General features: G+C 36.2%; 20 protein-coding genes and 1 pseudogene. 13 read left to right on the forward strand and 8 right to left on the reverse strand.

What is annotated here, in order from left to right; genetic code table 11:
* Positions 1 to 2 precede the first annotated feature (2 nt).
* The 4 genes from rpmB to ACQH2Q_RS01530 are packed head-to-tail and all read left to right on the forward strand — an operon-like array spanning position 3 to position 3,055.
* Positions 3 to 317 carry a 50S ribosomal protein L28 gene (gene rpmB / locus ACQH2Q_RS01515; RefSeq protein ID WP_006279619.1) on the forward strand — a complete coding sequence of 105 codons (315 nt, stop codon included), beginning with the start codon at positions 3 to 5 and terminating at the stop codon, positions 315 to 317.
* Entirely contained in the window at positions 310 to 1,173 is an 864-nt protein-coding gene (gene lipA / locus ACQH2Q_RS01520) for a lipoyl synthase (protein ID WP_264339352.1), read from the forward strand. The genes rpmB and lipA overlap by 8 nt, the downstream gene beginning before the upstream one ends.
* Positions 1,174 to 1,226: 53 nt before the next feature.
* Entirely contained in the window at positions 1,227 to 1,943 is a 717-nt protein-coding gene (gene ubiE, locus ACQH2Q_RS01525; RefSeq protein ID WP_264339354.1) for a bifunctional demethylmenaquinone methyltransferase/2-methoxy-6-polyprenyl-1,4-benzoquinol methylase UbiE, read from the forward strand.
* Positions 1,940 to 3,055 carry an FtsW/RodA/SpoVE family cell cycle protein gene (locus tag ACQH2Q_RS01530; protein WP_264339356.1) on the forward strand — a complete coding sequence of 372 codons (1,116 nt, stop codon included), beginning with the start codon at positions 1,940 to 1,942 and terminating at the stop codon, positions 3,053 to 3,055. Before ubiE ends, ACQH2Q_RS01530 begins: the two co-directional genes overlap by 4 nt.
* A gap of 281 nt (positions 3,056 to 3,336) precedes the next feature.
* On the opposite strand, the gene ACQH2Q_RS01535 is transcribed toward ACQH2Q_RS01530, so the two are convergent.
* On the reverse strand, positions 3,337 to 4,200 hold the full coding sequence (locus tag ACQH2Q_RS01535; RefSeq protein WP_264339357.1) for an Rpn family recombination-promoting nuclease/putative transposase: 864 nt from the start codon (positions 4,198 to 4,200) through the stop codon (positions 3,337 to 3,339).
* A gap of 811 nt (positions 4,201 to 5,011) precedes the next feature.
* Between ACQH2Q_RS01535 and ACQH2Q_RS01540 the strand changes: the two genes are divergently transcribed.
* From ACQH2Q_RS01540 to ACQH2Q_RS01560, 5 genes are all read left to right on the forward strand, one after another.
* Positions 5,012 to 6,718, forward strand: a complete 1,707-nt coding sequence (locus ACQH2Q_RS01540) for an ABC transporter ATP-binding protein (protein WP_338481526.1) — start codon at positions 5,012 to 5,014, stop codon at positions 6,716 to 6,718.
* A gap of 195 nt (positions 6,719 to 6,913) precedes the next feature.
* The gene (locus ACQH2Q_RS01545) at positions 6,914 to 7,132 is read left to right on the forward strand and encodes a hypothetical protein (protein ID WP_010962563.1); all 219 of its coding nucleotides are present in this window, start codon (positions 6,914 to 6,916) and stop codon (positions 7,130 to 7,132) included.
* Between the two features lie 95 nt (positions 7,133 to 7,227).
* Positions 7,228 to 8,934, forward strand: a complete 1,707-nt coding sequence (gene argS, locus ACQH2Q_RS01550) for an arginine--tRNA ligase (protein ID WP_425383533.1) — start codon at positions 7,228 to 7,230, stop codon at positions 8,932 to 8,934.
* 94 nt (positions 8,935 to 9,028) lie between these two features.
* Positions 9,029 to 9,253 (forward strand): hypothetical protein, encoded by a 225-nt coding sequence (locus ACQH2Q_RS01555; RefSeq protein WP_010962565.1) that lies wholly within the window; start codon positions 9,029 to 9,031, stop codon positions 9,251 to 9,253.
* The gene (locus tag ACQH2Q_RS01560; protein WP_233395579.1) at positions 9,231 to 9,533 is read left to right on the forward strand and encodes a type II toxin-antitoxin system RelE family toxin; all 303 of its coding nucleotides are present in this window, start codon (positions 9,231 to 9,233) and stop codon (positions 9,531 to 9,533) included. Before ACQH2Q_RS01555 ends, ACQH2Q_RS01560 begins: the two co-directional genes overlap by 23 nt.
* 1,000 nt (positions 9,534 to 10,533) lie before the next feature.
* Here the strand turns inward: ACQH2Q_RS01560 and ACQH2Q_RS01565 are convergent.
* From ACQH2Q_RS01565 to ACQH2Q_RS01575, 3 genes are all read right to left on the reverse strand, one after another.
* The gene (locus tag ACQH2Q_RS01565; protein ID WP_264339364.1) at positions 10,534 to 11,829 is read right to left on the reverse strand and encodes a Na+/H+ antiporter NhaC family protein; all 1,296 of its coding nucleotides are present in this window, start codon (positions 11,827 to 11,829) and stop codon (positions 10,534 to 10,536) included.
* A 1,097-nt stretch (positions 11,830 to 12,926) separates the two neighbouring features.
* Positions 12,927 to 13,550 carry a heme ABC exporter ATP-binding protein CcmA gene (gene ccmA, locus ACQH2Q_RS01570; protein ID WP_182309299.1) on the reverse strand — a complete coding sequence of 208 codons (624 nt, stop codon included), beginning with the start codon at positions 13,548 to 13,550 and terminating at the stop codon, positions 12,927 to 12,929.
* Between the two features lie 3 nt (positions 13,551 to 13,553).
* Complete coding sequence (locus tag ACQH2Q_RS01575; RefSeq protein WP_338481519.1) at positions 13,554 to 13,985, reverse strand: hypothetical protein; 432 nt, start codon at positions 13,983 to 13,985, stop codon at positions 13,554 to 13,556.
* A 196-nt stretch (positions 13,986 to 14,181) separates the two neighbouring features.
* Between ACQH2Q_RS01575 and aspS the strand changes: the two genes are divergently transcribed.
* Both aspS and ACQH2Q_RS01585 read left to right on the forward strand, forming a co-directional pair.
* A complete protein-coding gene (gene aspS, locus ACQH2Q_RS01580; RefSeq protein ID WP_007548818.1) occupies positions 14,182 to 15,984 on the forward strand; it encodes an aspartate--tRNA ligase in 1,803 nt (600 codons plus the stop codon).
* A gap of 61 nt (positions 15,985 to 16,045) precedes the next feature.
* A complete protein-coding gene (locus ACQH2Q_RS01585) occupies positions 16,046 to 17,308 on the forward strand; it encodes an MFS transporter (RefSeq protein ID WP_006280528.1) in 1,263 nt (420 codons plus the stop codon).
* Positions 17,309 to 17,315: 7 nt separating this feature from the next.
* Here the strand turns inward: ACQH2Q_RS01585 and ACQH2Q_RS01590 are convergent, their stop codons facing one another.
* Positions 17,316 to 18,239: an RluA family pseudouridine synthase gene (locus tag ACQH2Q_RS01590; protein ID WP_155968382.1), complete on the reverse strand. Its 924-nt coding sequence runs from the start codon at positions 18,237 to 18,239 to the stop codon at positions 17,316 to 17,318.
* A 408-nt stretch (positions 18,240 to 18,647) separates the two neighbouring features.
* On the reverse strand, positions 18,648 to 19,628 hold the full coding sequence (pdhA, locus tag ACQH2Q_RS01595; RefSeq protein ID WP_425383534.1) for a pyruvate dehydrogenase (acetyl-transferring) E1 component subunit alpha: 981 nt from the start codon (positions 19,626 to 19,628) through the stop codon (positions 18,648 to 18,650).
* A gap of 55 nt (positions 19,629 to 19,683) precedes the next feature.
* Here pdhA and hemJ point away from each other — a divergent pair, with 55 nt between their 5' ends.
* Positions 19,684 to 20,112, forward strand: a complete 429-nt coding sequence (hemJ, locus tag ACQH2Q_RS01600; RefSeq protein WP_010082641.1) for a protoporphyrinogen oxidase HemJ — start codon at positions 19,684 to 19,686, stop codon at positions 20,110 to 20,112.
* A gap of 316 nt (positions 20,113 to 20,428) precedes the next feature.
* On the opposite strand, the pseudogene ACQH2Q_RS01605 reads toward hemJ, so the two are convergent.
* A pseudogene (locus ACQH2Q_RS01605) lies at positions 20,429 to 21,369 on the reverse strand (IS5 family transposase).
* Positions 21,370 to 22,139: 770 nt separating this feature from the next.
* Here ACQH2Q_RS01605 and miaB point away from each other — a divergent pair.
* Entirely contained in the window at positions 22,140 to 23,459 is a 1,320-nt protein-coding gene (gene miaB / locus ACQH2Q_RS01610) for a tRNA (N6-isopentenyl adenosine(37)-C2)-methylthiotransferase MiaB (RefSeq protein WP_010962578.1), read from the forward strand.
* 139 nt (positions 23,460 to 23,598) lie between these two features.
* Here miaB and ACQH2Q_RS01615 read toward each other — a convergent pair whose 3' ends face one another.
* Positions 23,599 to 25,065, reverse strand: coding sequence for a peptide MFS transporter (locus tag ACQH2Q_RS01615; protein WP_007548626.1), 1,467 nt, complete (start codon positions 25,063 to 25,065; stop codon positions 23,599 to 23,601).
* Positions 25,066 to 25,171 lie beyond the last annotated feature (106 nt).

Here is a 25,171-nt window from a genome sequence, read left to right on the forward strand (position 1 = left end):
AAGTGAGTAGAGTTTGTGAATTAACAAATAGAAAAAAATCTTTTGGTAATAAGGTATCACATTCGAATCGTAAAACAAAGCGTACCTTTCTTTTAAATTTACATAAGGTTACGTTAACAAGTGATATATTGAATAAAAAGTTTAGATTTCGTGTGGCAACAAGAACTTTGAGAACTATAGATTACAAAGGTGATTTAGATGCTTTTTTGCTCAACACAAGAACGATTAAACTAAGTGAGAAAGCGCAGAAGATAAAAAGAAGGTTGAAAAAAGTTTTAGTAAAGCAAGAGGTAGAGTTAGCAGTTTCAGATGCATAGTAAGCCTCCATGGCTCAGAGCAAAAGCTCCGACCGGTGAAGTATTCAATGAGACCTTAAACATCGTTAAACTGCATAACTTGCATACAGTGTGCGAAGAGGCTGCATGTCCAAATATTGGTGAATGTTGGAATAAACGTCATGCTACTGTGATGATTCTTGGTTCTGTTTGCACTCGTGCTTGTGCATTTTGCAACGTTGCAACTGGCATTCCTGATAAACTAGACCCTCATGAGCCAGAAAATTTAGCAAAAGCGATAAAAAAGTTAAACTTAAAACATGTTGTCATTACTTCCGTTGATCGTGATGATTTGCCAGATGGTGGCGCAAATCAGTTTATACAGTGCATAGAAGAAATTAGAAAGATAACTTCAGAAACAACAATAGAGATTTTAACTCCTGATTTTTTAAATAAGAAAGGAGCATTTGAAGCAATCGCTGTTGCATCACCTGATGTCTATAACCACAATATTGAAACAGTGCCGAGATTGTATGCAAAAATAAGACCACGAGCTCGCTATTTTCATTCACTATATTTGCTGAAGATGGTAAAGCAGATTAATCCTAAAGTTTTCACAAAGTCGGGGCTTATGGTTGGTCTTGGAGAAACAAAAGAGGAAATATTTCAGGTTATGGACGATTTGCGCAGTGCTGAGGTTGATTTTATTACAATTGGTCAATATCTACAACCAACTCCAAAACATGCAAAACTTGATAGATATGTTACCCCAGAAGAGTTTGAGCATTATAAATATATCGCTTACTCCAAAGGGTTCCTAGTGGTTGCATCAAGCCCACTAACTCGGTCATCATACCACGCTGAAGAAGATTTTAACAGGCTCAAGGCCTGTCGTTGACATTTGTGTTAATTCAAATTAATTTTTACTAATTATAAAGGAGTTTTTACGTAATGTCTACTATAAAAATCGAGAAGAAATCACAATTAGTTAAAGAGGTATTCGACTCCGTGGCAAATCGCTATGACACCATGAATGATATAATGAGCCTCGGAATGCACAGATTATGGAAAGATAGGATGGTAAATAGTGTGCATTTTACAAAAAACTCTAAGGTTTTAGATGTTGCTGGAGGAACTGGAGATATAGCAATAAGAGTAGTAAGAAAAGAGCCAAGTGCTAAGGTTACAGTATGCGATATAAATCAAAACATGCTAAGCAGAGGACGTGATAAAGCTATAAATTCAAACCAAATTAATTTTGATTGGGTATGTGCGAACGCAGAAAGTTTACCATTTGAAGACTCCGAATTTGATTATTGCACAATAGCTTTTGGCATTCGAAATGTTTCTGACCGTAAGAAGGCTTTAAATGAGGCGCACAGGGTATTAAAACCACATGGAAAATTTATCTGCTTAGAATTTGCCCCTATGCACTATCAAAATGAGATATTTACCAAACTTTATGACTTATATTCATTTAAAGTAATTCCTAAAATTGGCAGCATAGTTGCTAAAGACAAGAGTTCTTATGAATATTTAGTGAAGAGCATCAGAGAATTTCCAACTCAGGCTGATTTTAAAATGGAGATTGAAGAGGTAGGTTTTAAGAATGTTGAGTTTCATAATATGAGCTATGGAATAGTGGCATTACACATTGGAACAAAATGAATATTAAACTCTGGTATAGAACGCTGGATTATTATCTCATCCTTCCAGTGTTTTTTTTGCTCACTATAAGCTTCATTCTTGTTTATTCAGCAAGCCCTGTAATTGCGCAGCGTCTTTCTTTACCACAAGATTATTTTATACGGCGTCACACAATTTATATAGTCCTGTCACTAATTACCTTGGTGACATTTTCTTTTCTCAACACAAGAACTATACTTAACCTCTCGTTCGCAGGTTTCATTTTATTTACTATTCTAGTAGCAATTGCGATAATACTTGGTATAGAGGTAAAAGGTGCGAAACGATGGTTACATATTGTCAAAATTTCAGTTCAACCATCTGAGTTCGTAAGGCCATTTTTTTCTGTTGTTATAGCTAGTATCTTGGCCAGCGAAATGAAGTTTAAAATACACATATCAATCATAATATTTCTGTTAGTTTTTGTGTTGTTACTTTTGCAACCTGATTTCAGTATGTCTATGCTTTTAACATATTCTTTTATCGGTCAAATGTTTATTGCATGTATACCATTTTTATACTTTCTATGCATAATAGGAATGGCCACAACTGGAACTACAATAGCTTACTTATGCCTCCCACATATAAAGCAAAGGATTTACAATTTTGTCTTTTTTACGCAGCGCGATAACTTTCAAGTCACAAAATCATTAGAAGCATTCAAAAGAGGTCAATTAACTGGAGTTGGGCCTGGTGAAGGTAGCGTAAAAGCCTCTCTTCCTGATTGCCATACAGATTTTGTGTTTTCTGTTTTAGCAGAAGAATTTGGTTTGATTACGTGCTTAGCCACATTGATGTTATTTGGCATCATTTCCGCCCGCTTGCTTTACATTGCATATAGGGAAAATGAATTATTTAATCTGTTGGTGATTCTCGGTATCTCAATTCAATTCATCACACAATTCATAATAAACATAGGGGTAACATTGAGTGTTTTTCCAACCACCGGCATAACCCTGCCGTTACTTAGCTATGGTGGTTCTTCTCTTTTATCTTCGAGCATCGCACTTGGCATAATGCTGTCTTTCAGTAGAAACCAAGCTATCGCATTAAAGTTTCGTGAGCGTGTTATGCTTGGAAGGTATATGGACTAAACTTGTACCGCTCACAACTATTATTGGTATCCCTCCAAAATGGGTATCTGTTCAGATGAGTGGCAAAATAAGGTAGACGAGAAAAGCAACTATAGGAACAAATGGGTGTCATGCAAGTAGCTGACACTGGGATGACAAAAAAAGGAGCACTGGAATTTTTGTTTCAGCATTAGCCATGCATCTGAACAGATACCAGAAAATATTCCACTGACATGCTGAACAACAAATACATCACTATGTCGTTTATCGCAAAAACTTATATTTTTCGTAACCATTCACACTTAATTCTGCAATTCTTTGATCTCACTCATAGAAAGACCAGTAGTTTGAGCTATAATATTAAAAGAAACACCTGCTTTAAGTAGATTCTTTGCGACTTCAATTTCCCTCTCTTTTCTACCTTCCTCTTTAGCAAGATCAAGTCTGTATTCAAGAATGGCTTCTTCTTTGCGCAGATCCATTATTCTTTCTTCATAAGTTATTAGATCTTTTTCATTCCAGTGAAACTTATCTAATTCATCATATGCTAGCTTTATTATTGGTGATTTTTCCGCAATTTTTCTGAGATCTTCGTCCGTTGTTTCATCTGCATATTTGAAAAAAAATAGCCAACGGTCTACTACACTTTCTAGTTGTTCTTCTCTACTCTTAGGAAATTTTGGCAGCTCTATGAAGATAAATTGAAAATCTTTTAAGTCATGCTCATTGGTTTTTTCATCTCTTATGGTATGGCTAGATATATAGTCAAGCTTATCAGGGAATAAGGTACAATTTGAAATCGCGATAAAGAAAATCTTCTTTAAATCAACGTATTTACCAGATTTATCAGCTTGTCTTGAGTAAGCCTTAGCAGCATAAAGTTGTGCGCGTTTTTCAAAGCCTTTATCACGAGCGAGCTGCATCTCAATTATATACCTGTTCCCACTAGAATCTCTGCAGAGAACATCAACAATGCTTTGTTTATCAGAAGCAATTTCAGGGTCCATAATGGTGCTTAAGAATTCTACTTCTTGTATAGTGTTGACTTCAGTACATCCTAAAATATCGTTTAAAAAATGGATAAGAATATTCTTATTTTTTTCAGTGCCAAAGATTTTCTTAAATGTTAAATCTAACTTTGGATCGAGAAATTTAGAAAGAGCCATAGTAAAAATACTGAGAAAAGATTAATAATTATACACTATTATTAACAACTATTCAACCATATTTTTAAGTATAGCTATACCGCCGTGGCGCTAACACGTAGCGGGATGACGAGGTTATCGTCACGCCGCCACGAACCGTCATACCGCCGCGGTATCTCTTAACATAGATCCCTTACTTAACCGTCATACCTTAACATAGATCCCGCTAACACGTAGCGGGATGATGATTGTCGTTTAGCCATAAATACTTAAGAAATTTACCAAACGGAAAAAAAGGCAAAAGAAGCCCTAGTCATTGTCTATTTTCAGTATTGGCGTTTTTTAAGTCTTAAACACTGCAATTTAGCTGCTTTTAAATGCAACTCACCTTAGTTTAAATGTTTAAGAAATTTACTAAGCAGAAAAAAAGGCAAAAGAAACCCCGTGTTAGCTAGTTGTCACTCTCTAATCCTGCAAATTGGCGTACTATACTGTCTTAAACGACTTATAAGCGCGTTTCAGCTTATATAGGTAAAAACCTAGAAATGTTGTGAAGACATAAGGTGCACATAGTGCAAAAAATTAAAAATAAGACGCCAACTACGTTGTTTTCTTGCTGTTTAATCTGCACAGATGAAGATAACTGAATACCTTCAATACCATGATAAGAGGACTGGCGGAGTTTGTCAAGCAAGTTTTTCGTTTCTGCGGGCTACTACCCTTTCTTGGTGGACTATAACAGCTGCAGAACCTAAATTGCTTCATACTACACCTTTCCCCTTTCCCCTGAAACTAAAATCTATATACTTAACTTTAGAAACTTTAAAATAAGATGCGATCTAATATTAGGCAGTTATTTTACTATATAAAGCCTAATCTATCCTATTTTGTCATAGCTTTTATTGCAGTTTTATTTTCAGCCTTAACGATCCTCCTCTTTGGCAGAGGCTTAAGCAATATAATTGATTCTGGCACAGAGCACGATTTTACTACCAAACTATTAGTTGCAATACTTATAGTTTTAGCCATTTCTCTCACTGCATTTACTCGGTTATATTTCATTGGCATTGGCAGCGAGAAAGTTATCGCAAGAATCAGATATGACTTATATAGCAGTATCACTAACTTGCAACCAAGTTTCTTTGAGAACACAGGCGTACAAGATGTTATCTCAGCGTTAATTACTGATACCTCTGTGCTGCAATCAATAATAAACAGCAGCTTACTAACCATATTACGAAATTTTGTGATTCTGATTGGCAGTGTTGCTATGTTATTATATACAAATATACAACTAACTGCGTATGCAGCCGCAATAATACCTATACTACTCATTATCATGACCTCACTTGGAAAAAAAGTGCGTAGCTATGCACGCTTTGCTCAGGATAAATTAAGTGAGCTTGCGTCATTTAGTGAGGAAAATTTTAGATCTATAGTGACTATCAAATCGTTTGTACTCGAGGAAAACGAAAAAATCCGTTTTAAGGAACATTTAAACTCAGTATCAAAATCATACGTAAAATTAGTACTCTTGCGTGCTATTTTAGTAACTCTAGTTATCACGTGTGTGATAGGTTCACTAGTTGTTTTGCTCTTTTTTGGTATTAAAGAAGTCTTAAGCAATAATATAACTATTGGAGAACTCTCCTCATTTGTGTTTTATTCAGCGCTTGCGGCAGGAGCTATAAATAATTTGAGCGATAATATCAGTGATTTACAACGAGGTCTTGGAATAGTAGAGCGTTTATTTGAATTTAAAAATATGAAAAGCTCTATAGCAGATCCCGATGATCCTATAAAAATTTGTAGTGTTCAAAAGGGAATTTCGTTTAATGGTGTAACATTTTTTTATGCTGATAAGCCAGCATTAGATAACGTATCATTTTCTATAGAGGCAGGTCAAGCAGTATCAATTGTTGGACCATCTGGCAGTGGTAAAAGCACCATTTTAAAGCTTCTGCTCCGTTTTCATGATCCAAACAAAGGTAGCATTACTATCGATGGGCACAACATTAAGTCAATTGCGCTAAATGACCTCAGATCGTTGTTTGGCTTAGTGCCACAAGATCACATGATATTCTCTTGCTCAATAATGGAAAATATACTATATGGCAAACCAGGTGCCGAATATGAGGAAGTAAAGCAAGCAGCCATCAGCGCTTATGCAATGGAATTTATTGATAAGCTGCCTGATAAATTTGATACATTTGTAGGAAAAAGAGGATTAAAACTTTCTGAAGGACAAAAACAACGTATTGTAATAGCAAGGGCCATACTCAACAATCCTCAGGTTTTAATACTGGATGAAGCAACCTCTGCCCTTGATTACAAAAGTGAGAACCTCGTGCAAAAAGCATTGAGCAAGTTAATGCAAAACAGAACAACAATCGTAATTACACACAGGCTATCAACCGCACTCAAGACTGACAAGATTATAGTAATTAATCATGGAAAAGTAGAAGAAGTAGGAACTCATGACTCTCTAATGAGTAAAGACGGGCTGTATGCAAAACTGGCGAAGATACAGTGGAATTGAAAGAAAATTTAAATCATACCGTTAGTTGATATGCTAGATTTATAATTAAAATTATTAAATTTTTAATTTTATTATTTTATAATGGTTCCATAGTTATCCGGAAATTTCGTGATCTGTAGTTTCTTTCATTCACGTTATATTCATAGCTTGTTCTATCTTAATGTAATTCCAATTTTGACTGTATAGGGGGTCTCTATGTTAAAACATAACTATAGTGATAAAATCAATAATCGCTATTCATATACTAACAAATTTTCTTATAGTGATGAGGGTGTAGATGAGACGATCAAGGATAAAATCACAACTGAAGATCAGGTAGTAACTGATGATGTTGAAGAGCCTGATGCTGGTAATGATGGTTACAGTGAAGGTATGGCTTTCTCTTACCATGGTTACGGCAACGACTTAATATAAACTCTGATCCAGGAAGATAAAATAGTTAAGATAAACCTTCAACTAGCCCCACTTATTCGCTATATTGTTGGAGGTTTTCATAGTTTTTCTAGTTGATGAACATTTTCAAAAGGGCTTCTTCCTTAATTTTGAGTAAATTAAACGAGTTGAAGCAAAGGGGTATTATAAATACAGATACAACAAACTTTATCGTAGAACCCCCAAGTAACAGAGCACATGGAGACATTTACACAAACGTTGCTATGGTGCTCGCAAAGCATGAAAAGAAGAATCCCATTGAAATTGCAGAGGTTTTAGCCAAAGAATTTGAACTTTTTGATGAAGTTGCAAAAGTGGAAATAGCGGGCCCTGGTTTCATCAACATACACTTAAAAATAAAAGTATGGCATGGGATTTTAAAACAAATAAATGAGCTAAAAACAGAGTTTGGCACCCTAGATATAGGGAACAATCAGGCCATTAATGTTGAATTTGTATCTGCAAATCCAACTGGTCCACTGCATATTGGTCATGCAAGAGGGGCAGTATTTGGTGACGTTCTGGCAAATTTATTGAAAAAAGTTGGTTATAAAGTTACTAAGGAATACTATATTAATGATGCTGGAGCGCAGATAGATACGCTAATTCGGTCAGTATATTTGCGGTATAAGGAAGCTCTGGGAGAAAAAATCAGCATCGAAAAAGGTTTATACCCAGGTGAATATTTAAAACCAATAGGGACTGGGCTGGCCAAAAAATATGGCGCAGAGCTTCTAGAAAAGCAAGATAATCAAGTGATTAGAGACTATACTTTAAGTTCTATCTTAGAAATCATAAAGGAAGACATGAACTTACTTGGAGTACATCATGATGTTTTTACTTCAGAGTATGAGCTACAAAAAAGTGGCAAAATTGAAGAGAGTATAAAGATATTGTCTGACAAGGGTCTAGTGTATGAAGGGTATCTGGAGAAACCAAAAGGCAAAGAAAGCGAAAATTGGACTTCCAGAAAAGAGATGCTATTTCGCTCTACAAAATTTGGTGATGACGTTGACCGTGCATTGAAGAAAGAGGACGGCAGTTGGACTTATTTTGCCTCGGATATCGCTTACCATTTTGATAAGATATCGCGTGGTTTTAACAATATGATCGTAGAGCTTGGTAGTGACCACGGCGGTTATGTCAAAAGACTCAAAGCAGTCGTCTCTGCGCTCAGTGATGATCAAGCAAAAATAGAGGTAAAACTGCATAATATTGTGAATTTTTTCGAGAACGGCAAACCTGTTAAGATGTCCAAAAGATCAGGAAACTTCCTAACAGCAAGAGATGTAGTGGAAGAAGTTGGCAGGGACATAACTCGTTTTATAATGCTAACACGCAAGAATGATATGGTCTTGGACTTTGATTTTGCTAAAGTTAAAGAACAGTCAAAAGACAACCCTATTTTTTACGTGCAATATGCGCATGCTCGTGCTCATTCGTTAATGCGTAATGCTCCAAAAGAGCTCCCAACAGCAGATCCTTCACTTTTAAGGACAGGTGGAGAGCTCTTCCTCATAAAAACCTTAGCAAAGTGGCCAGATGTGGTAGAAATTGCAGCAAGGCTTTGTGAGCCACACAGAATTACTTTCTACTTACTTGAAGTTGCAGAAGCGTTTCACGTTTTATGGGGGTATGGCAAGAGTGATTTAAACATGCGTTTCATACTGGAAGACAACTTAAACCTCACCGCTGCAAGAATGTTTCTCGTGCAGGCCTTAGCACACGTCATCGCTTCTGGACTTTCTATCTTCAATATAGAGCCTTTGGAAGAGATGAGTTGATTTTTTTATGCAAGATTGTTTTTTCAACGAATAGAGAAGTTGACAAAATTAAGTAAAAATGTTATAGTTTATAGTAGTATTTTCTGGTTAATATATGGCTCACAGTCAAAAAAAGCTCAATGTTAATGTAAGTTTTGACAGTAAATTGGCTCAGTATCTTACAGAAATGGCAGAGACTCAAAATAAAACTATTCCTGAAGTTTTAGTAGATTTAGTGGAAGAAGAGTTCGAAGAAGATGTAGAGCTATCCAAAATAGCTGACGATCGCCTCTCTGAAGGTGAAGAAGAAGTAGAGGATGATGAAAACATCTGGAAATAAAACTTACACTATAAAATTCTTAAAAAATGTTATTGAAAAAGAAATTCCAGCTCTTCCGGCAAAGATTAAATTAATGGTTCAGGAGGCCATAAAGAAACGCCTTACAGTTGATCCTTTTAATCTAGGAAAGCCTTTATGTCATAGCTTTAGAGGGCAATATAGGATAAGGGTTAGCAACTACCGTATAATTTACATCATAAATCATTCAGAACGTAAAGTACTTATTACTGCAGTGGGGTATAGAAAAAACATTTACAAACACAGAAGATTACACAATTAAAAATATAAGAAAGATCTCACCGCTGCAACTTGTCCAAGCCTTAGCACACGTCATTGCTTCTGGACTTTCTATCTTTAATATAGAGCCGTTAGAAGAAATGAGTTGATTTTTTTTTGTTACAATATGTAATGATCAAAATATTATTCAAAGTAGGGTAAAGTTATGACGATCAGTTTTAGGGAGTATTCAACTGTATTCACTGAAGTTGCGGAACAGACAGATTTAAATGGAAATAACATAATTGAAAGAATAAAAGGGCATTAGCATAGATCCCGCTAACAAGCAGCGGGATGACGGTTGTCAGGGTGTCAGGCTAGTACCTTCTCTTGTCATCCCAGTGCCCAGACACTGGGATCCAGAAAAGTTTGCTTGTGAACAAGCAAACTAGCATGGAAAGTGGTTACAACATTTTCGATGAGATTATATGGAAAACTGTATTCCAGTGTCAAGCACTGGAATACATCACAGGGGCACTGGAATGACACCCTTTACGGGCTCTTAAATTGCAACTATAAATGTTTAAGAAATTTACCAAATAAAAAAAAAGGCAAAAGAAGCCCCGTGGTGGTTGGCTATTTACCATGTACTAAAATACCGGCGTTTTTTTATTCTAAAACGCTTGATTAAGAGCGATTTAGCTGCTTTTAACTTGCAACTAACCTACACCGCAAGTGTTTAAGAAATTTACTAAGCAGGAAAAAAGGCAAAGAAACCCCGTAGTAGCTAGCATTCAAATTCTCCCTTGTCAATTTGACGTTTTTTGCTGTCTTAAACGCTTTGTAAGCGCGTTTCGGCTTATATAGATAAAAACCTAAAAATTTTTAAAGACATGCGATGCACGTAGTGCGAAAAATTAAACATGAGACGCCAAATACCCTAAGTTTTTTGTCATTAACCTGCACAGATTGCGAAGATAAATAAATAGCTTCAGTTTCATGATAAGGGGGTTGGCGAAGGGTGTCAAGTAATTCCGTTCCTTATGGGTAAAAAAAGAGAAACTCTAAGTTGCAGCCGCACAATGTTTCTCTTTTCTGCTGTTGATGATTATTTCGCCTATTGTAACTGCCGCTAGAATAAAGCAATAATATACCTGTGTTAATAAAGAAATAGGTGATACAGAGGCGATGCTACCTGCTAGCAATAGTTGGGAACCATAAGGTAAGATACCTTTTGTAGCACAAGCAAAAACATCTAATAAGTATGCGCTGCGATGTGGCGCAATACTGTGTTTTTGTGCAAGCCTTTTTGCAATGCCACCACTTAGTAAAATAGCAATGGTATTATTGGCAACTAAGGTAGTAAACATAGACGCAATTCCTGCTATCACAAATTCAGCTTTAGTTTTTGTGATATTGCTTTCATCGATGAGTTTATGCAACGCTTTTTGACCTTGCTTGTACATTATATGGCTCAATCCACCGATAAATAGAGCAAATATCACTATTTCGTTTACTTTTTTGAAACCGTCATACACGTCATGAGGAAATTGAATGATAGCATAGTCAAAAAAAGTTATTCCTAGCACACCAGCAATAATTATGTTTATAGTTATTGTTACTAAAGTGGCGACTTCAAGCAGCCCCATGATTATTAAAGAAATGTAAGGAATAATTTTTATTATAGAATAATAATCTAAATTTGATATAGAAATAATTTTTGTACTATTTGAGGCAACTGCTAGGTAGATGAGTGTTATAATGCTGGCAATAAGTGCAACTTTAGAGTTCATTTTAAGTTTATCTTTTGCTGAAGCTTCCTGTGAAGAAACAGATGCAATGGTGGTATCAGATATCATCGAAAGGTTATCGCCAAACACGGCACCACCTACTACAGTTGCAGTTCCTATTTCGAGACCAAAAGCTCCACTTTTTGCCAGATTAACAGCTATAGGTACCATCAGCGCAACAACTCCCATAGATGTGCCAATTGCAGTTGAAATAAAAGCAGAAGCCAAAAATACTCCAGGCAGCAGTAATCTTGCTGGAAGGAAATTAAGAATTAAATTAGCAACAGTGTCTGCGCTACCAATTGATTGAGTAACTGCAGAAAATGCTCCAGAAAATAAAAAAATTAAACACATAGTAAGGGTATTTTTGTCACCCATGCCCTCGATAACAGTATCGATGTTATGCTGAGTTTTATTTGTACCACGTGAGACAGCAAAAAATAGTGCTGGTAACAAGCATATTACTGGTGAAACCTGATGAAGTGGATTATCAGTTCCGATAAAAGAAAAATAAGCACCACTTCCAAGATACAAGATTAAAAAAATAATCAAGGGGACAAAAGCTGTCATTTTACTGTACCTAAACTTATAACTATAACTAATTAAGTGGTTTTAAGCAAGTTTGGTTTTCACTAGTTCTACAGGAAGTCAATAGCAGAGTTTTAAACTTCATATTTAATCTACTAAATAAATAGCACATGTAGCTTATTGCTTGACAATAGGATCTAATTGTTGTCTAGATTCCAGCATCACGCGCACAACTGTACGAACATTTGTTTGCGAAGAAATGTTATAGCTGGTTTTGCCTCAAACACAAAGATGTCATCCGAGTAGCTGACTACTTGGATCCAGAAAATTTTGCTGCGAGTAAGCAAATTTGTTTGGTGAGCATAGAAAGTGGAATGTGTAAGCGCAGCCTCAACAGGGTGTCATCCAAGTAGCTGACTACTTGGATCCAGATTGGATACTGAGTTGGTGAGTATAAAAGTATAGCTAACGCGAGCTCTACGTCATACCGCCGCAGAATAATTAACCGTCATACCGCGATTCATTCGCAGTATCCCTTCGCGGTATCCCTTAGCCGCTAACAAGCAGCGGGATGACGAGCTTATCGTCATGCCACCGCGAACCGTCATACCGCGATTCATTCGCGGTATCTCTAGATCCCGCTAACAAGCAGCGGTATGACGGTTGTCGTTTAGCCATAAACATTAAGGAATTTACCAAATAAAAAAAAAGGCAAAAGAAGCCCTAGTCATTGTCTATTTTCAGTATTGGCGTTTTTTAAGTCTTAAACACTGCAATTTAGCTGCTTTTAAATGCAACTCACCTTAGTTTGAATGTTTAAGAAATTTACTAAGCAGAAAAAAAAGGCAAAGAAAACCCGTGTTAGCTAGTTGTCACTCTCTAATCCTGCAAATTGGCGTACTATACTGTCTTAAACGACTTATAAGCGCGTTTCAGCTTATATAGGTAAAAACCTAGAAATGTTGTGAAGACATAAGGTGCACATAGTGCAAAAAATTAAAAATAAGACGCCAACTACGTTGTTTTCTTGCTGTTTAATCTGCACAGATGAAGATAACTGAATACCTTCAGTTTCATGATACGGGGACTGGCGAAACTTGTCAAGGAAGTTTTTCGTTTCTAACGGTTGTTGCCAAAAACTATACAAGAAGTCTATTGAAATCGCGTATATCAATCGTTGTAAAATCACACAATTGCTCTGTAGAGCTATGCCCTGTAATAATTACTATACCATTTTGCTCAGAGCGTATTGAGATTAAGTTCAGCACTAATTCACACGTTGCACTATCAAGATTACAAAATGGTTCATCTATCAGCCAAACGTTTGCATTAGAAATCAAGAGGCGAGCAAGCGCAACTCTCCTTTTCCAGCCTGCAGAAAGTTCGCCATATCTAATATTAAGTACAGGTTGCAACTGCAAACAACAAATAGCTGCCATAATCAATTCCCTAGTATTTCGTATTCCTGCCCAGAATTCTATGTTTTGAGCAACAGTTAAGCTGTCCTTGCAGGCGTTTTTATGCCCTATATAGACCATAAAAGATATGTAAGATTTTGGGTCATCATATATGTCTTTCCCACAATGCTTTATACTGCCTGATACCGGCGGTAAAAGTCCAGATAAACTTCTAATTAAGCTGGTTTTACCACTACCATTTGGACCAGTGATTAGAATCTTTGATTTTAGCTCAGCTTTAAAACTGAGATTCTTAAATAGTACCTTATTATTACGAGCGCAGGATAAATTTTCACATTCAAGCATGGATTATCTGCCCTTCCCCTTATGTTTACCTTGAGTTGAAGCCTGAGCTTTAACAAACAGCTCCCAAAATCCTTTCTGTCCGCCTTCGCTATGTATCAATTGTGCAAAACGCTTCATTAAACCATTACCCATCATAACCATCTTTGTCCATTTACCTACCGGTTTTGCTATGTCAACTATTTCTGGATCTTCTTTATAAACTTGCACATCTTTTTGCTTCTCGCGCAGTATTTCCTGTTGTTTCATCAATTCTTTTTGCTTGTTTTTTTGATACAATTCATTGAATTTTCTGTCTTCTTCCCACTCTTCTTTAAAAACTTTTCTAGGAAATATGATTTTTCTAATGCGATTTTTGTATATTTTTCTCAAAAAGAGAAATACTGCAGCTACAGCAAGTAATGTTACGCTATATAATATGATCTGTGTAAGTGGCATTTCCTGTATCTAATTCATTAAAAATACCCTTACTATTATACCATAATTATAGAAATTGTGCAATTTTTTTGCGGGTAAAGACAATATAAAAGCAGTACTGCTCTATTTCGAAAATTGCGCAAATATCTGACGAACGGGCTTGTATGTAATAAGGTTTATTTCTATACTTCTTAAAGAATTTAGAAGTAAAACAAATATGAACTGCTATAAAACTCATACGTGCAATGAACTGAGGAAGAACGACGTAGAAAAGGAAGTTACCCTTTCTGGATGGTTATATCGTAAGCGCGACCATGGTAACCTAATTTTTGTTGATTTAAGAGACTTCTACGGAATCACTCAGCTAGTATTTAATAATGACAAAGACTTTTTTGATGAGATATCAAATTTAAAATTAGAGAGTGTAATTACTGTTACAGGAATAGTTGAAGCTAGAACTGAAGATACGGTAAACAGCTCTATTTCTACCGGAGAAATCGAGGTGATAGTCAACAATTTGCGCGTTGAGTCGGAAGTTGAGTTCCACTTTGATGAAGAAATAGCAAAAGAAGAAAGAAGTATATTGGCAAGCATTACCGGCGAGCAAGAATACCCAGAAAACATGAGATTTAAATATCGATTTCTTGACTTAAGACGTGAAAAAGTCCGCAACAATATTATTTTGCGCTCACAAATTATTGCAGAGCTCCGCAAGCTCATGATAGAGCGAGGATTTTTAGAGATTCAAACTCCAATACTCACTGCTTCCTCTCCTGAAGGAGCACGCGACTACCTAGTGCCAAGCAGGCTAAATCCTGGCAAGTTCTATGCATTGCCACAAGCTCCGCAGATTTTCAAACAGTTGCTCATGGTTTCAGGGTTTGATAAATATTTCCAAATTGCACCGTGTTTTCGTGATGAAGACGCAAGGGCTGACCGTTCTCCGGGAGAGTTTTATCAGCTAGATCTTGAAATGTCTTTTGTAACTCAAGAAGACATCTTTCAGATTATTGAGTCTACCTTATATAGAGTGTTTGCTAAATTTTCTCGTAAGTCTGTTGATAAAGATTTTCCACGTATTACATATAAAGAAGCAATGCTTAAATATGGTTCTGATAAGCCAGATCTGCGCAATCCACTATTAATCAGCGATGTTACAGAAATTTTTCGTGATTCAGGGTTCAATATTTTCAAAAGCAATATTGAGCGTGGTATGGTAGTGAGAGCCATCCCTGCACCTAAAACAGCAGAGGAACCACGCAGCTTCTTTGATAAAAAGATAGAACATGCGCAAAAAGAATTCGGTGCTAAGGGTCTCGGATATATAACGTTTGATAAAGATGGAACTGCGAAAGGCCCAATTGCTAAATTTCTTGATGAAAATAGGCTAAACCACATAAGAGAAGCAACAAACATAGAGCCAGGAGATAGTGTATTTTTTGCTTCTGACAAAGAGAATGAGGCGGCAAACATTGCAGGAAAAGTACGCACTCTTTTAGGGTCAGAACTCAGTCTTATAGATGATAATATCTTCAAGTTTTGTTGGATCATTGATTTTCCATATTTTGTATATGACGATAAAAGTAAAAAAATCGATTTCTTTCATAACCCATTCTCCATGCCACACGGTGGTCTGAAAGATTTAGAGGACAAAAATCCACTGGATATCCTTGCTTACCAATATGATCTTGTTTGCAATGGAATAGAACTGTCAAGTGGGGCGATTCGTAATAACAAACTGGATATCATGTATAAAGCTTTTGCCATTGCAGGTTATAGCCGGGGAGAAGTTGATACAAGATTCGGTGCACTTGTACGTGCATTCAGATTTGGTGTTCCTCCTCATGGTGGAATAGCACCAGGAGTTGATAGAATAGTTATGCTGCTTGCTGATGAGCCAAATATTCGTGAAGTAATCTGTTTTCCTATGAACCAGCAAGGTGAAGATGTTCTAATGGGTGCTCCTTCCAAGGTGGAGGATAAGCATTTACGTGAATTATCCTTGAAGGTTATTGAATGAAAAATTTTATAGCAAGGAGCACCGGTTAATGATATATTAGGTTATGTTAAATTGAAAGACCATGAATAATATCCAAAAAGCAATACTATCGGGCATGATCTGTAACATGATTGTGTGGTATGAACTCACTCTTTTTGGAGTATTAACAGATACAATCATCAACGTTTTTTTCCCATCAGAAGATCATTATTTGAGTACACTCAAATTCCTTGGTGTTTTTGCAATTGGTTTTGCGTTTAGACCAATTGGTGCAGTAATTTTTGGTTATATGGGAGATAAGTATGGCAGAAGAAAGACTTTACTTACTTCAGTAATATTAATTTCAATATCATCCACAATTATGGGAATTATACCTGGGTATAAAGAAATAGGGTTGCTTTCACCTGTATTGCTTGTGTTTTGTAGAATAGTGCAAGGAATAACTGCAGGAGGTGAAACAAGCATTAATACAGCATTTACGATAGAGCATTCAAAAGATAAAAAAAATCTAGGTTTCTTAGGAAGTATGAAGCCCTTTAGCGGAGCCCTTGGAACGCTCTTATGCATAACAATGATATTTATCTGCAAAAGAGTTACAGGTGAGAACTATGAAATATGGGGATGGAAGTTGCTTTTTTATTTTTGCTTTTTTTTGGGGACAATAGGTTTTTTAACTAGGTACATATTAAAAGAAAGCTTAGCATATAAAACTAATAAGTACGCTAATAATTTAGCACATTCACCATTGTTAGAACTAGTAAGAAACTATAAAAGACCGCTTATTATTTCAATCAATCTGGGAATTGCTCAGAATGCAATTGTCTACGCAGCAATAATGTTTTATAATATATCAATAAAAGAGCTAGTTATTTTATCTATTAGTGTTAAAGATTTAATGAGGATAGTAATACAGGTTGTATTTGCAGCATCTGCGGTACTTTTTGCAATTTTATCTGATAAAGTTGGAAGAAAACGCGTAATGATTCCTGTACTGATTATGCTATCTCTGATTGGTACATGTGTATTACCATTATTATCTTCCGTTAACCACTATGTCGTAATCATAACTTACTTATTGATTACTATACCAGTAGGTGCATCTTTTGGAATATATGGTTCTGTTATTTGTGAACTGTTTCCAACAAAAGTAAGATGCACTGGCGTAAGCTTAGCAAATAATATATCTGCAGGAATTTTTGGTGGCCTTTCTCCATACATATGCATGTGGCTTATAGAAAAAACCGAAACAAAACTTGCAGCAGGCATTTATCTTACTGCCTGCGCATTAATTAGCCTAATATCTGTGCTTCAAATTAAAGCCAAAGACAGAAAAGTTGATTGGTGAAATCGTTTCAGTCGAAAAATAGCGCTTCAATGGATTTTTCGATGTGTTTAGTGATAGGAGCGGTGATAGTGATTTCTTTATTGTTTGGCAGTTTTAAAGATAAAGAATGCGAATGAAGGTGAATTTTATTTGCTATCCCATCAATAAAAGCTTTTTTACCACCATATTTACCGTCACCAAGAATAGGGCAATTTATATGAGCTAAATGTGCACGTAACTGATGGGTTCTGCCGGTAATTGGTTGTAATTTTAAATAAGCAACATTGTGTTTGGATTTTGCTATAATTGAAAAATGCGTAGTGGCATTCTGAGGTGAATTTTCATCAACGACCACTTTTTCTTGACCTGAAACATATTTTTTCACCAATGGATAGTCTATTGTTCCACTATCCTTGCTCGGTATGCCAGAAGTTAATGCTAAATAAGTTTTTTTTACTCTTCGTCCTTTAAATTCTTCCATAAGGTATCTGGCAACATTAGCGTTGCGTGCGAATATTATCACTCCACTCGTATCTCTATCTAGCCTATGGACAATTTTAAATGTTTCTCCCTCTCTTATTTGGTCAAGCAAATCACTCATGCTAATCTTTACTTTTACGCCACCTTGAACGATGACCCCTGCGGGTTTGTTTATAGCTAGTATATATTCGTCTTCATATAATATGTTCTCTCTTAGTAGATTCACTAACTTTTCATTATATTTGCGATCAGAATTAGCGTTTTCAATATAATGCAAGTGCTTCAGCGTTATAGTTTGCCCAGAATTTACTCTATCACTGGACTTTGCTTTGCAATCATCAACTTTGATTAATCCTTTCCTTAAAGATTTTTCAATTACAGATTGCTTTAGATCAGGAAAGATTCTTCTGATGTACCTATCCAGCCTAACGTTATCGTCTTCTATTAATATGGTTTTTATACTTTGTAGCATTCCATTATTTATAATGAATATCTAGTGAAATGTCAATTATTGGTGTCATTCCAGTGTCAAGCACTGGAATGACACCGAAGGGGCTACTGCCGTCATAAAGGAACCAGTGTCAGCTACTCGGATGACAGGAGAAGGAGACTACTGAGATGACAGCTAGCCTGACAACCGTCATCCCGCTGCTTGTTAGCGGGATCTAGAGATACCGCGAATGAATCGCGGTATGACGGTTCGCGGCGGCATGACGTAGAGCTTGCGTTAGCTATACTTTTATACTCACCAACTCAGCTGGATCCAAGTAGTCAGAGCACTGGGATGACAAAAAAAGGAGGGCACTTGGATGACGGGAGAAGGAGCTATTTGGATGACATCGTTTACTATACAATGTTTGTACAGTTCTGGATAAAAAAATTAGCTAACAAATTTATAAACATCAGTATACAGCTCATCAACGCTTGGTTCTTTACTATTTTTGGCAAAATCTTCCGACTTTTTTACTAAATCACGTATTTCCTTATCAATTACTTTGCACTCTTCTTCTGAAGCCATTTTATTATCTGTCATGTATTTCTTTAAAGTGCTTATAGGGTCATGATTTTGCTTCATATCTTCAACTTCTTCTTTTAAGCGATAAGTAGCAGGGTCTGACATTGAGTGACCGCGATATCGATATGTCTTCATTTCAAGCAGGATAGGCCCTTTTCCGCTGCGTGTGTGTTCCGCTGCTTCGCTTGTAGCCGCATAAACAGAGAAAAAATCCATTCCATCAACTTGTTTTCCAGGAATACCAAAGTTTTCTCCTCTTTTGTACAGCTCAGTTACTAAAGTTGATCTTTGCACAGAAGTTCCCATTGCGTATTCGTTATTTTCTATGATGTAAACCACAGGCAACTTCCACAAAGCTGCCATATTAAATGATTCATATACTTGTCCTTGATTTGCAGCACCGTCACCAAAATACGTGAATACCACGGTATCTTTTTTCTTGTATTTATTAGCAAATGCTATTCCTGTGCCAATTGGAACTTGTGCTCCCACTATTCCATGTCCGCCGAAAAATTTTTTTTCAACGTTAAATACGTGCATCGAACCACCTTTACCTTTTGAACATCCCGTTTCTTTGCCGGTGAGTTCTGCCATTACAACATTTGGATCAGAATCACATGCGAGCATTAAACCATGGTCTCTATAACTTGTGATAAAAGCGTCACCTAATTTTGATGCAGCTTGAGTTCCAACTGCAACTGCTTCTTGTCCTATTGATAGGTGACAGAACCCGCCTATTAATCCCATCCCATATAATTGTCCTGCTTTTTCCTCAAATCTGCGTATGAGTAGCATTTTCCTGTAGAATCCAATTATCTGTTCTTTAGTGAAATTTTCTGCTTTCATATCGATTTCTTTTTCATTAAACTAACACAATACCAGGAATTTTAAATTTTTGCTAATGAACTATTACCACTGGCTTGAGGCTTTTCACGTTATCTCTGTTATCATGTGGATGGCAGGTATGCTTTATTTACCCAGGCTTTATGTCTACCATGCAACTGTAAAACCGGGATCGGAAAATGATAGCTTGCTTCAAACAATGGAAAAGAGGCTACTTAGATATATCATAAACCCTGCAATGCTTTTCTCACTTGGTCTTGGAATTACACTAATGGTTATTAGGGAAGCATATCGTGAAGGATGGTTTCATGTAAAAGCATTTGCAATACTTTTGATGTTAATTATTCATATGCTACTTGCAAAATATAGGAAAAATTTTGCAATGGGTTCGAATAAGAAGTCACATATTTATTTTCGCGTTTTAAATGAAGCAGTTACAGTATTGATAATAGTTATAGTTATTATGGTTGTTGTAAAACCTTTTTGACTGACCTTACCCAAAAAAAGCAGAAAGCTTGTATCTGTTCAGATGCATGGCTAATGTACAATACTGAAATAAAAATTCCAGTGCTCCCTTTCTTGTCATCCCAGTGCTTGACACTGGGATCCAGCTTTCTTTACAAATTCACCAAAAGTGCTTCATTCTATAACGCAAAACCCATACTTACCAAACTCAATGCATTACTTGCAATTAAGTTTCCTGGATGCCAGTGTCAAGCTACTCGGATGACACCGTTCTTTTTCCTGGATCCCAGTGGGCTTTGTTGCATCGCTCTTCGGATAGTAGGTAACGCACAATAAATTTATGAAGCTATCTCAAATTTAGCCATACCAATATCAGTGAACTTATTGAGCAAATAGCATTTAACAAGTAGTTCCTTCTCTCTATTTGTCTCAGATTTATTCCTAAAACTAAACCCGAATGTTTGTTTCAGTCGCGAGAAAAAACTTTCTATATAAGATCTTTTTCCGTAGTTTGTTTGCCTTTTCCACCTCTTCATTCCATCTTCGCTGCATGATTTTATTAGTCTAATTGCAGCATTTCTCTCAGCCATATAGTCTAACTTTGGATGCTCTGCTGCGTTGTTTTTCGGAGGAATTTTCGTTTTTATACCATATTGATTACACAGCTTATAGAGCTTTTCTCTGTCATATGCCCTATCTGCATATAGTACTTTTATGACATACTGAAAATCGACTTCTTTTAGCAAATCACAAGCTCCATAGTGATCAGCCGTTACTGTATTTTACAGCTATGGCTTTTTTGCTGTTTGTATTCAACATTACATGCAATTTTCTTGTCTGTTCATAGCTGCGATACTTTCTATCTTCGCTATTTTCTTTGCTATGACCAGGAGTGTTGTTGTATATACTAATTCCTGTACTGTCTATAGCAATTTCGATATCTTCCATATTATTTTCTGCAATCATTGATCTTAATATTGAGTTTCTTAAACCTTCTTGATGATTGTGAATAGCTGATAACTTGCAAATTTTTCCCAATTTGCTCAAGGTATCCTGCTATAAACCCAACTGTTTGCCTCAGGCCTATTCTAAATAAACAAGTTATTATGTGCACCAAAATTACAACTTTATCGCTATAAATATTGTTGCCACCTGGTATTTTTGGACCATTCTCGTACCACTTTTCTATGGCTTCGTTGATATAATGAAAAATATTTCCTCTTTTTTCTAGAAATTTGTTATATTCGCTATGGTTACTGACCCTCATTTTTTGTGGCATATTTTTTCTTTCAAGGTTAAATGGCTATTTTATAATGAATTTTGTCAGTAGCCACCAGATTTTTTCAGTTGCTATGCAACAAAGCCATCCCAGTGTTAGCTACTTGCATGACACCATTCTTTTTCCTGGATCCCAGTGGGCTTTGTTGCATCGCTAGCTATGATGGATAAAGATAAAAAAGGTAGAGAATATCAGTAGCTTATTATTCTGGTATTTATAACAAGAACGGTCAGTGAATACCTAAATTTGAGTAAAAGAAATTTCACTACCACTCACTAATCCGGCTAAAATTCAAGAATTTCAATGCTTTAGCTATTTTCAATAGAATTAAATTTATTAATATAAATAATAAATTACTATTCTTAAATTTGATCAGATTGATTGCAAAAAAACAAGATTTTCAATAGGTTGCTTATAATCCTAACTATAGTTAGCCTTTCATAAGTAGCGATGCAACAAAGCCATCCCAGTGTCAAGCACTGGGATGACAAGAAGAGGGCACTGCCCTCTTGGATGGAAGCCAGTGTTAGCTACTTTCATGACACCCTGACAACCGTCATCCCGCTACTTGTTAGCGGGATCTAGAGATACCGTGATGGTATGACGTAGGGGTTGCCGAGAACTTGTCATCCCAGTGCTTGACACTGGGATCCAGTTTTTCGTATAATTTTGTCAAAATCTATTGTGCTAGCAAGTTCACTAGCGTCACGCGCTGGTCTGTTAGACATTTACGTGTAGGGTGAAGAAATTTTGAAAAAGACATACCAAATATGAAAGGCCTATATATTAAAACTTACGGCTGTCAGATGAACGTTTATGACTCCGTTTTAATGGAAAATGTAATTAAACCTTTGGGGTTCAACGTTGTTAGTGATGCAGGGAAAGCCGATTTAGTGATACTGAATACTTGTCACATTAGAGAGAAGGCAGCAGAAAAACTTTACTCAGAGCTTGGGAAGATTCATTCGTTACGAAAAGAAATGACTATAGTGGTGGCTGGGTGTGTAGCGCAAGCAGAGGGAGAAGAAGTGTTCAGAAGGGCTCCTTTTGTTGATATTGTTGTTGGTCCGCAGAGTATCGCTACCTTACCGGAGCTGATAGTCAAAGCAAGCAGAAGTAAAGGTCATGTAATAAACACTGATTTTCCTGAAGTTGCAAAGTTTGATAAATTGCCAGATGAATGCTATGGCAATAGCCAGGGGTCTTCTGCGTTTCTTGCCATACAAGAGGGTTGTGATAAATTTTGTACGTTTTGTGTAGTGCCCTATACTCGTGGAGCTGAGTATTCACGGCCAGTGAATGAAATATTTCGTGAAGCATTGAAATTAGTTGCAAATGGGGCAAATGAGATCAATTTGCTTGGTCAGAACGTCAATGCTTACCATGGGGAGTGCGAAGGGGAAGTGTGGGATTTAGGAAAATTAATTAGTCATATTGCTAAAATTGAAAAGCTAGAGAGGATTCGTTATACAACTTCTCATCCAAGAGATATGCATGAATCTCTCTACTTGGCACATGCGGAAGAGCCAAAGCTCATGCCGTTTGTTCACCTGCCTGTGCAGTCTGGTTCGAATAAAATATTGCACGCGATGAACAGGAAACACACTGCAGAGGAGTATTTGGAAATAATAGACAGATTTCGCAAATTGAAACCTGAAATCGAATTTTCTTCTGATTTTATTGTTGGTTTTCCTGGAGAAACCGAAAAAGATTTTGAAGAAACTATGAAATTAGTAGAAAAAGTTAGATATGCTCAGGCTTATAGTTTTAAATACAGCCCAAGACCAGGCACACCGGGAGCGGAAAGAAAAGATCAAGTACCAGAAGAGGTTAAAACAGAGCGCCTTCTTCGTTTACAGAAATTAATTAGTAAGCAACAACTTGAGTTTAACCAGAGTATGGTAGGTAAAACTATACCTGTTCTATTTAGCGATAAAAAAGGTAAACACCAAAACCAAATTATTGGTAAAAGCCCATATATGCAATCAGTGTGCATTGATGATTCTGAAGATAAATACAGGGACAAAATAGTAAATGTGAAAGTGTTGGAAGCTCGGCAGAGTAGTTTGCTGGGGTGTGCATTTCACTGATTTTAAGCAGCGTTAAATATAAATCTTAAGCAAAGAGTATTGAAAAAATGCAATCATAATCTTTTTCAAAAGTTACAAAGTTTAATTGCTACCTCTGCTGAACGGGTACCTTAAACCTACAAATTTGAGCTTACCTATATCAATTTTTTGTACAAGATGAGTTAGTAACAACTTTATGTATAAAATTGAAGAAGAATAAAAATACAATAACGAGCATTAAATTAAATATTCCCACCTTTAAAAAACCCTCTTTATATATTTCTAAAGATTCTAAATAATTTATTTTACCATTTACTGAAGGAACTGACATAAATTTTGATATTGCAACTCCGGCTAGGTTAGAAAACGCTAATGACAGCATTACTATACCCATCACTACTCCTCTAAGGTTTTTGGGGGCTAGTGTAGTTGCTTGTTCTTGGACTAATGGAGCAATACATAATTCTCCCAGTCCCATAAAGGAGATAGCAATTATTAAATATAAGTATTCTACTTTACCTTCAATGTTAGAGTTTAAACATCCTATGTACAGTGTGAAAAAACACATAGCCATTGTCAGAAGGCCAAGGGTAAACATGGAAGTTGCATATTTTTGCTTAAACTTCATGTATGTTCCAAAAAGAAAGCCAAATATTATAATTGACAAAGGATTTATGGCTTGAGAAACTGAAGCTGGGATTGTTATACCTAATACATTGTTAATAACGTTTCTTTCGGTGAATAAGTTAACCAAAGAGCCAAGCTGCATTTCTAAAGCAAAAAAACACAAGAAAAATACCACAAGAATAGATAATGCCACTAATTTTCGTCTTTGTTCTGCTGATAATTTAGATATTATATAGATAAATATGCCCAGAGCTGTTATTCCAATAAATATGAGCATATTAGTAAAAAATTCACTATGTATAAGCATTTTAGCAATTATTGATGATGACAGAAAGCTTCCTATCAATACTATACCAAAAATTTTAATCCCTAATATGCGCTTATTCATAAGCTCTGGATAAGGAGAAAGGCCGCTATCTCCTAAAAGATTCTGAAATTTGAGAAAAAAGATTAGCCCTATAGACATCCCAATACCAGCTAAACCAAAGCCGTAGTGCCAGCCAAACAAGTGGGCTACATAACCACATGAAATAGAAGCCAATATTGCTCCAATATTCACACCTACGTAAAATAAAGTAAAGCCTCTGCTACGTTCAGGATCGTCTTTGCCATAGCATGAACTAAGTAAGTTAGTTACGTTCCCTTTAAACATACCAGTACCTATGGCTATTAGAGATAAACCTAAATATAATAAACCTGGTTCAAACTTAACCAATGACATGCAAGCATGACCTGCTATCATCACTATCCCTCCAAGCAACACCATGTTGCGGAATCCCATCAACTTATCAGCTAAAAAACCTCCAAGTATTGGTATAGCATAACCTGTTGCAGCAAATAATGAGTAAATAGTAAAGGCCCTCTCATCAGTGAAACCTAAGTGAGAAGTCAAAAATAGGACCAAAAGTGCCCTCATTCCATAGTAAGAGAAACGTTCCCACATTTCAACAAAGCACAACATTTTTAAAAATTGTGGAAACTTATCTGTCTTCTGATCCATAAAATACCCCTAAAGCTTGGGTTAATGTTAAGTAAAACAATAAAAACTGCAAGTATAGCTCTTTCCATAAAAGTCCGGATGTGATAGGATAAGGGTAGATGATGAT

The sequence above is a fragment of the Wolbachia endosymbiont (group A) of Melieria omissa genome (assembly GCF_964031125.1).
GTDB lineage: Bacteria > Pseudomonadota > Alphaproteobacteria > Rickettsiales > Anaplasmataceae > Wolbachia > Wolbachia pipientis.

What these genes read in the sequence shown, in the direction of transcription:
- lipA (WP_264339352.1), top strand. Translation starts at nt 310, where the DNA reads ATGCATAGTAAGCCTCCATGGCTCAGAGCAAAAGCTCCGACCGGTGAA.
- ubiE (WP_264339354.1), top strand. Translation starts at nt 1,227, where the DNA reads ATGTCTACTATAAAAATCGAGAAGAAATCACAATTAGTTAAAGAGGTA.
- ACQH2Q_RS01530 (WP_264339356.1), top strand. Translation starts at nt 1,940, where the DNA reads ATGAATATTAAACTCTGGTATAGAACGCTGGATTATTATCTCATCCTT.
- ACQH2Q_RS01535 (WP_264339357.1), bottom strand. Translation starts at nt 4,200, where the DNA reads ATGGCTCTTTCTAAATTTCTCGATCCAAAGTTAGATTTAACATTTAAG.
- ACQH2Q_RS01540 (WP_338481526.1), top strand. Translation starts at nt 5,012, where the DNA reads ATGCGATCTAATATTAGGCAGTTATTTTACTATATAAAGCCTAATCTA.
- ACQH2Q_RS01545 (WP_010962563.1), top strand. Translation starts at nt 6,914, where the DNA reads ATGTTAAAACATAACTATAGTGATAAAATCAATAATCGCTATTCATAT.
- argS (WP_425383533.1), top strand. Translation starts at nt 7,228, where the DNA reads ATGAACATTTTCAAAAGGGCTTCTTCCTTAATTTTGAGTAAATTAAAC.
- ACQH2Q_RS01555 (WP_010962565.1), top strand. Translation starts at nt 9,029, where the DNA reads ATGGCTCACAGTCAAAAAAAGCTCAATGTTAATGTAAGTTTTGACAGT.
- ACQH2Q_RS01560 (WP_233395579.1), top strand. Translation starts at nt 9,231, where the DNA reads ATGATGAAAACATCTGGAAATAAAACTTACACTATAAAATTCTTAAAA.
- ACQH2Q_RS01565 (WP_264339364.1), bottom strand. Translation starts at nt 11,829, where the DNA reads ATGACAGCTTTTGTCCCCTTGATTATTTTTTTAATCTTGTATCTTGGA.
- ccmA (WP_182309299.1), bottom strand. Translation starts at nt 13,550, where the DNA reads ATGCTTGAATGTGAAAATTTATCCTGCGCTCGTAATAATAAGGTACTA.
- ACQH2Q_RS01575 (WP_338481519.1), bottom strand. Translation starts at nt 13,985, where the DNA reads ATGCCACTTACACAGATCATATTATATAGCGTAACATTACTTGCTGTA.
- aspS (WP_007548818.1), top strand. Translation starts at nt 14,182, where the DNA reads ATGAACTGCTATAAAACTCATACGTGCAATGAACTGAGGAAGAACGAC.
- ACQH2Q_RS01585 (WP_006280528.1), top strand. Translation starts at nt 16,046, where the DNA reads ATGAATAATATCCAAAAAGCAATACTATCGGGCATGATCTGTAACATG.
- ACQH2Q_RS01590 (WP_155968382.1), bottom strand. Translation starts at nt 18,239, where the DNA reads ATGCTACAAAGTATAAAAACCATATTAATAGAAGACGATAACGTTAGG.
- pdhA (WP_425383534.1), bottom strand. Translation starts at nt 19,628, where the DNA reads ATGAAAGCAGAAAATTTCACTAAAGAACAGATAATTGGATTCTACAGG.
- hemJ (WP_010082641.1), top strand. Translation starts at nt 19,684, where the DNA reads ATGAACTATTACCACTGGCTTGAGGCTTTTCACGTTATCTCTGTTATC.
- miaB (WP_010962578.1), top strand. Translation starts at nt 22,140, where the DNA reads ATGAAAGGCCTATATATTAAAACTTACGGCTGTCAGATGAACGTTTAT.
- ACQH2Q_RS01615 (WP_007548626.1), bottom strand. Translation starts at nt 25,065, where the DNA reads ATGGATCAGAAGACAGATAAGTTTCCACAATTTTTAAAAATGTTGTGC.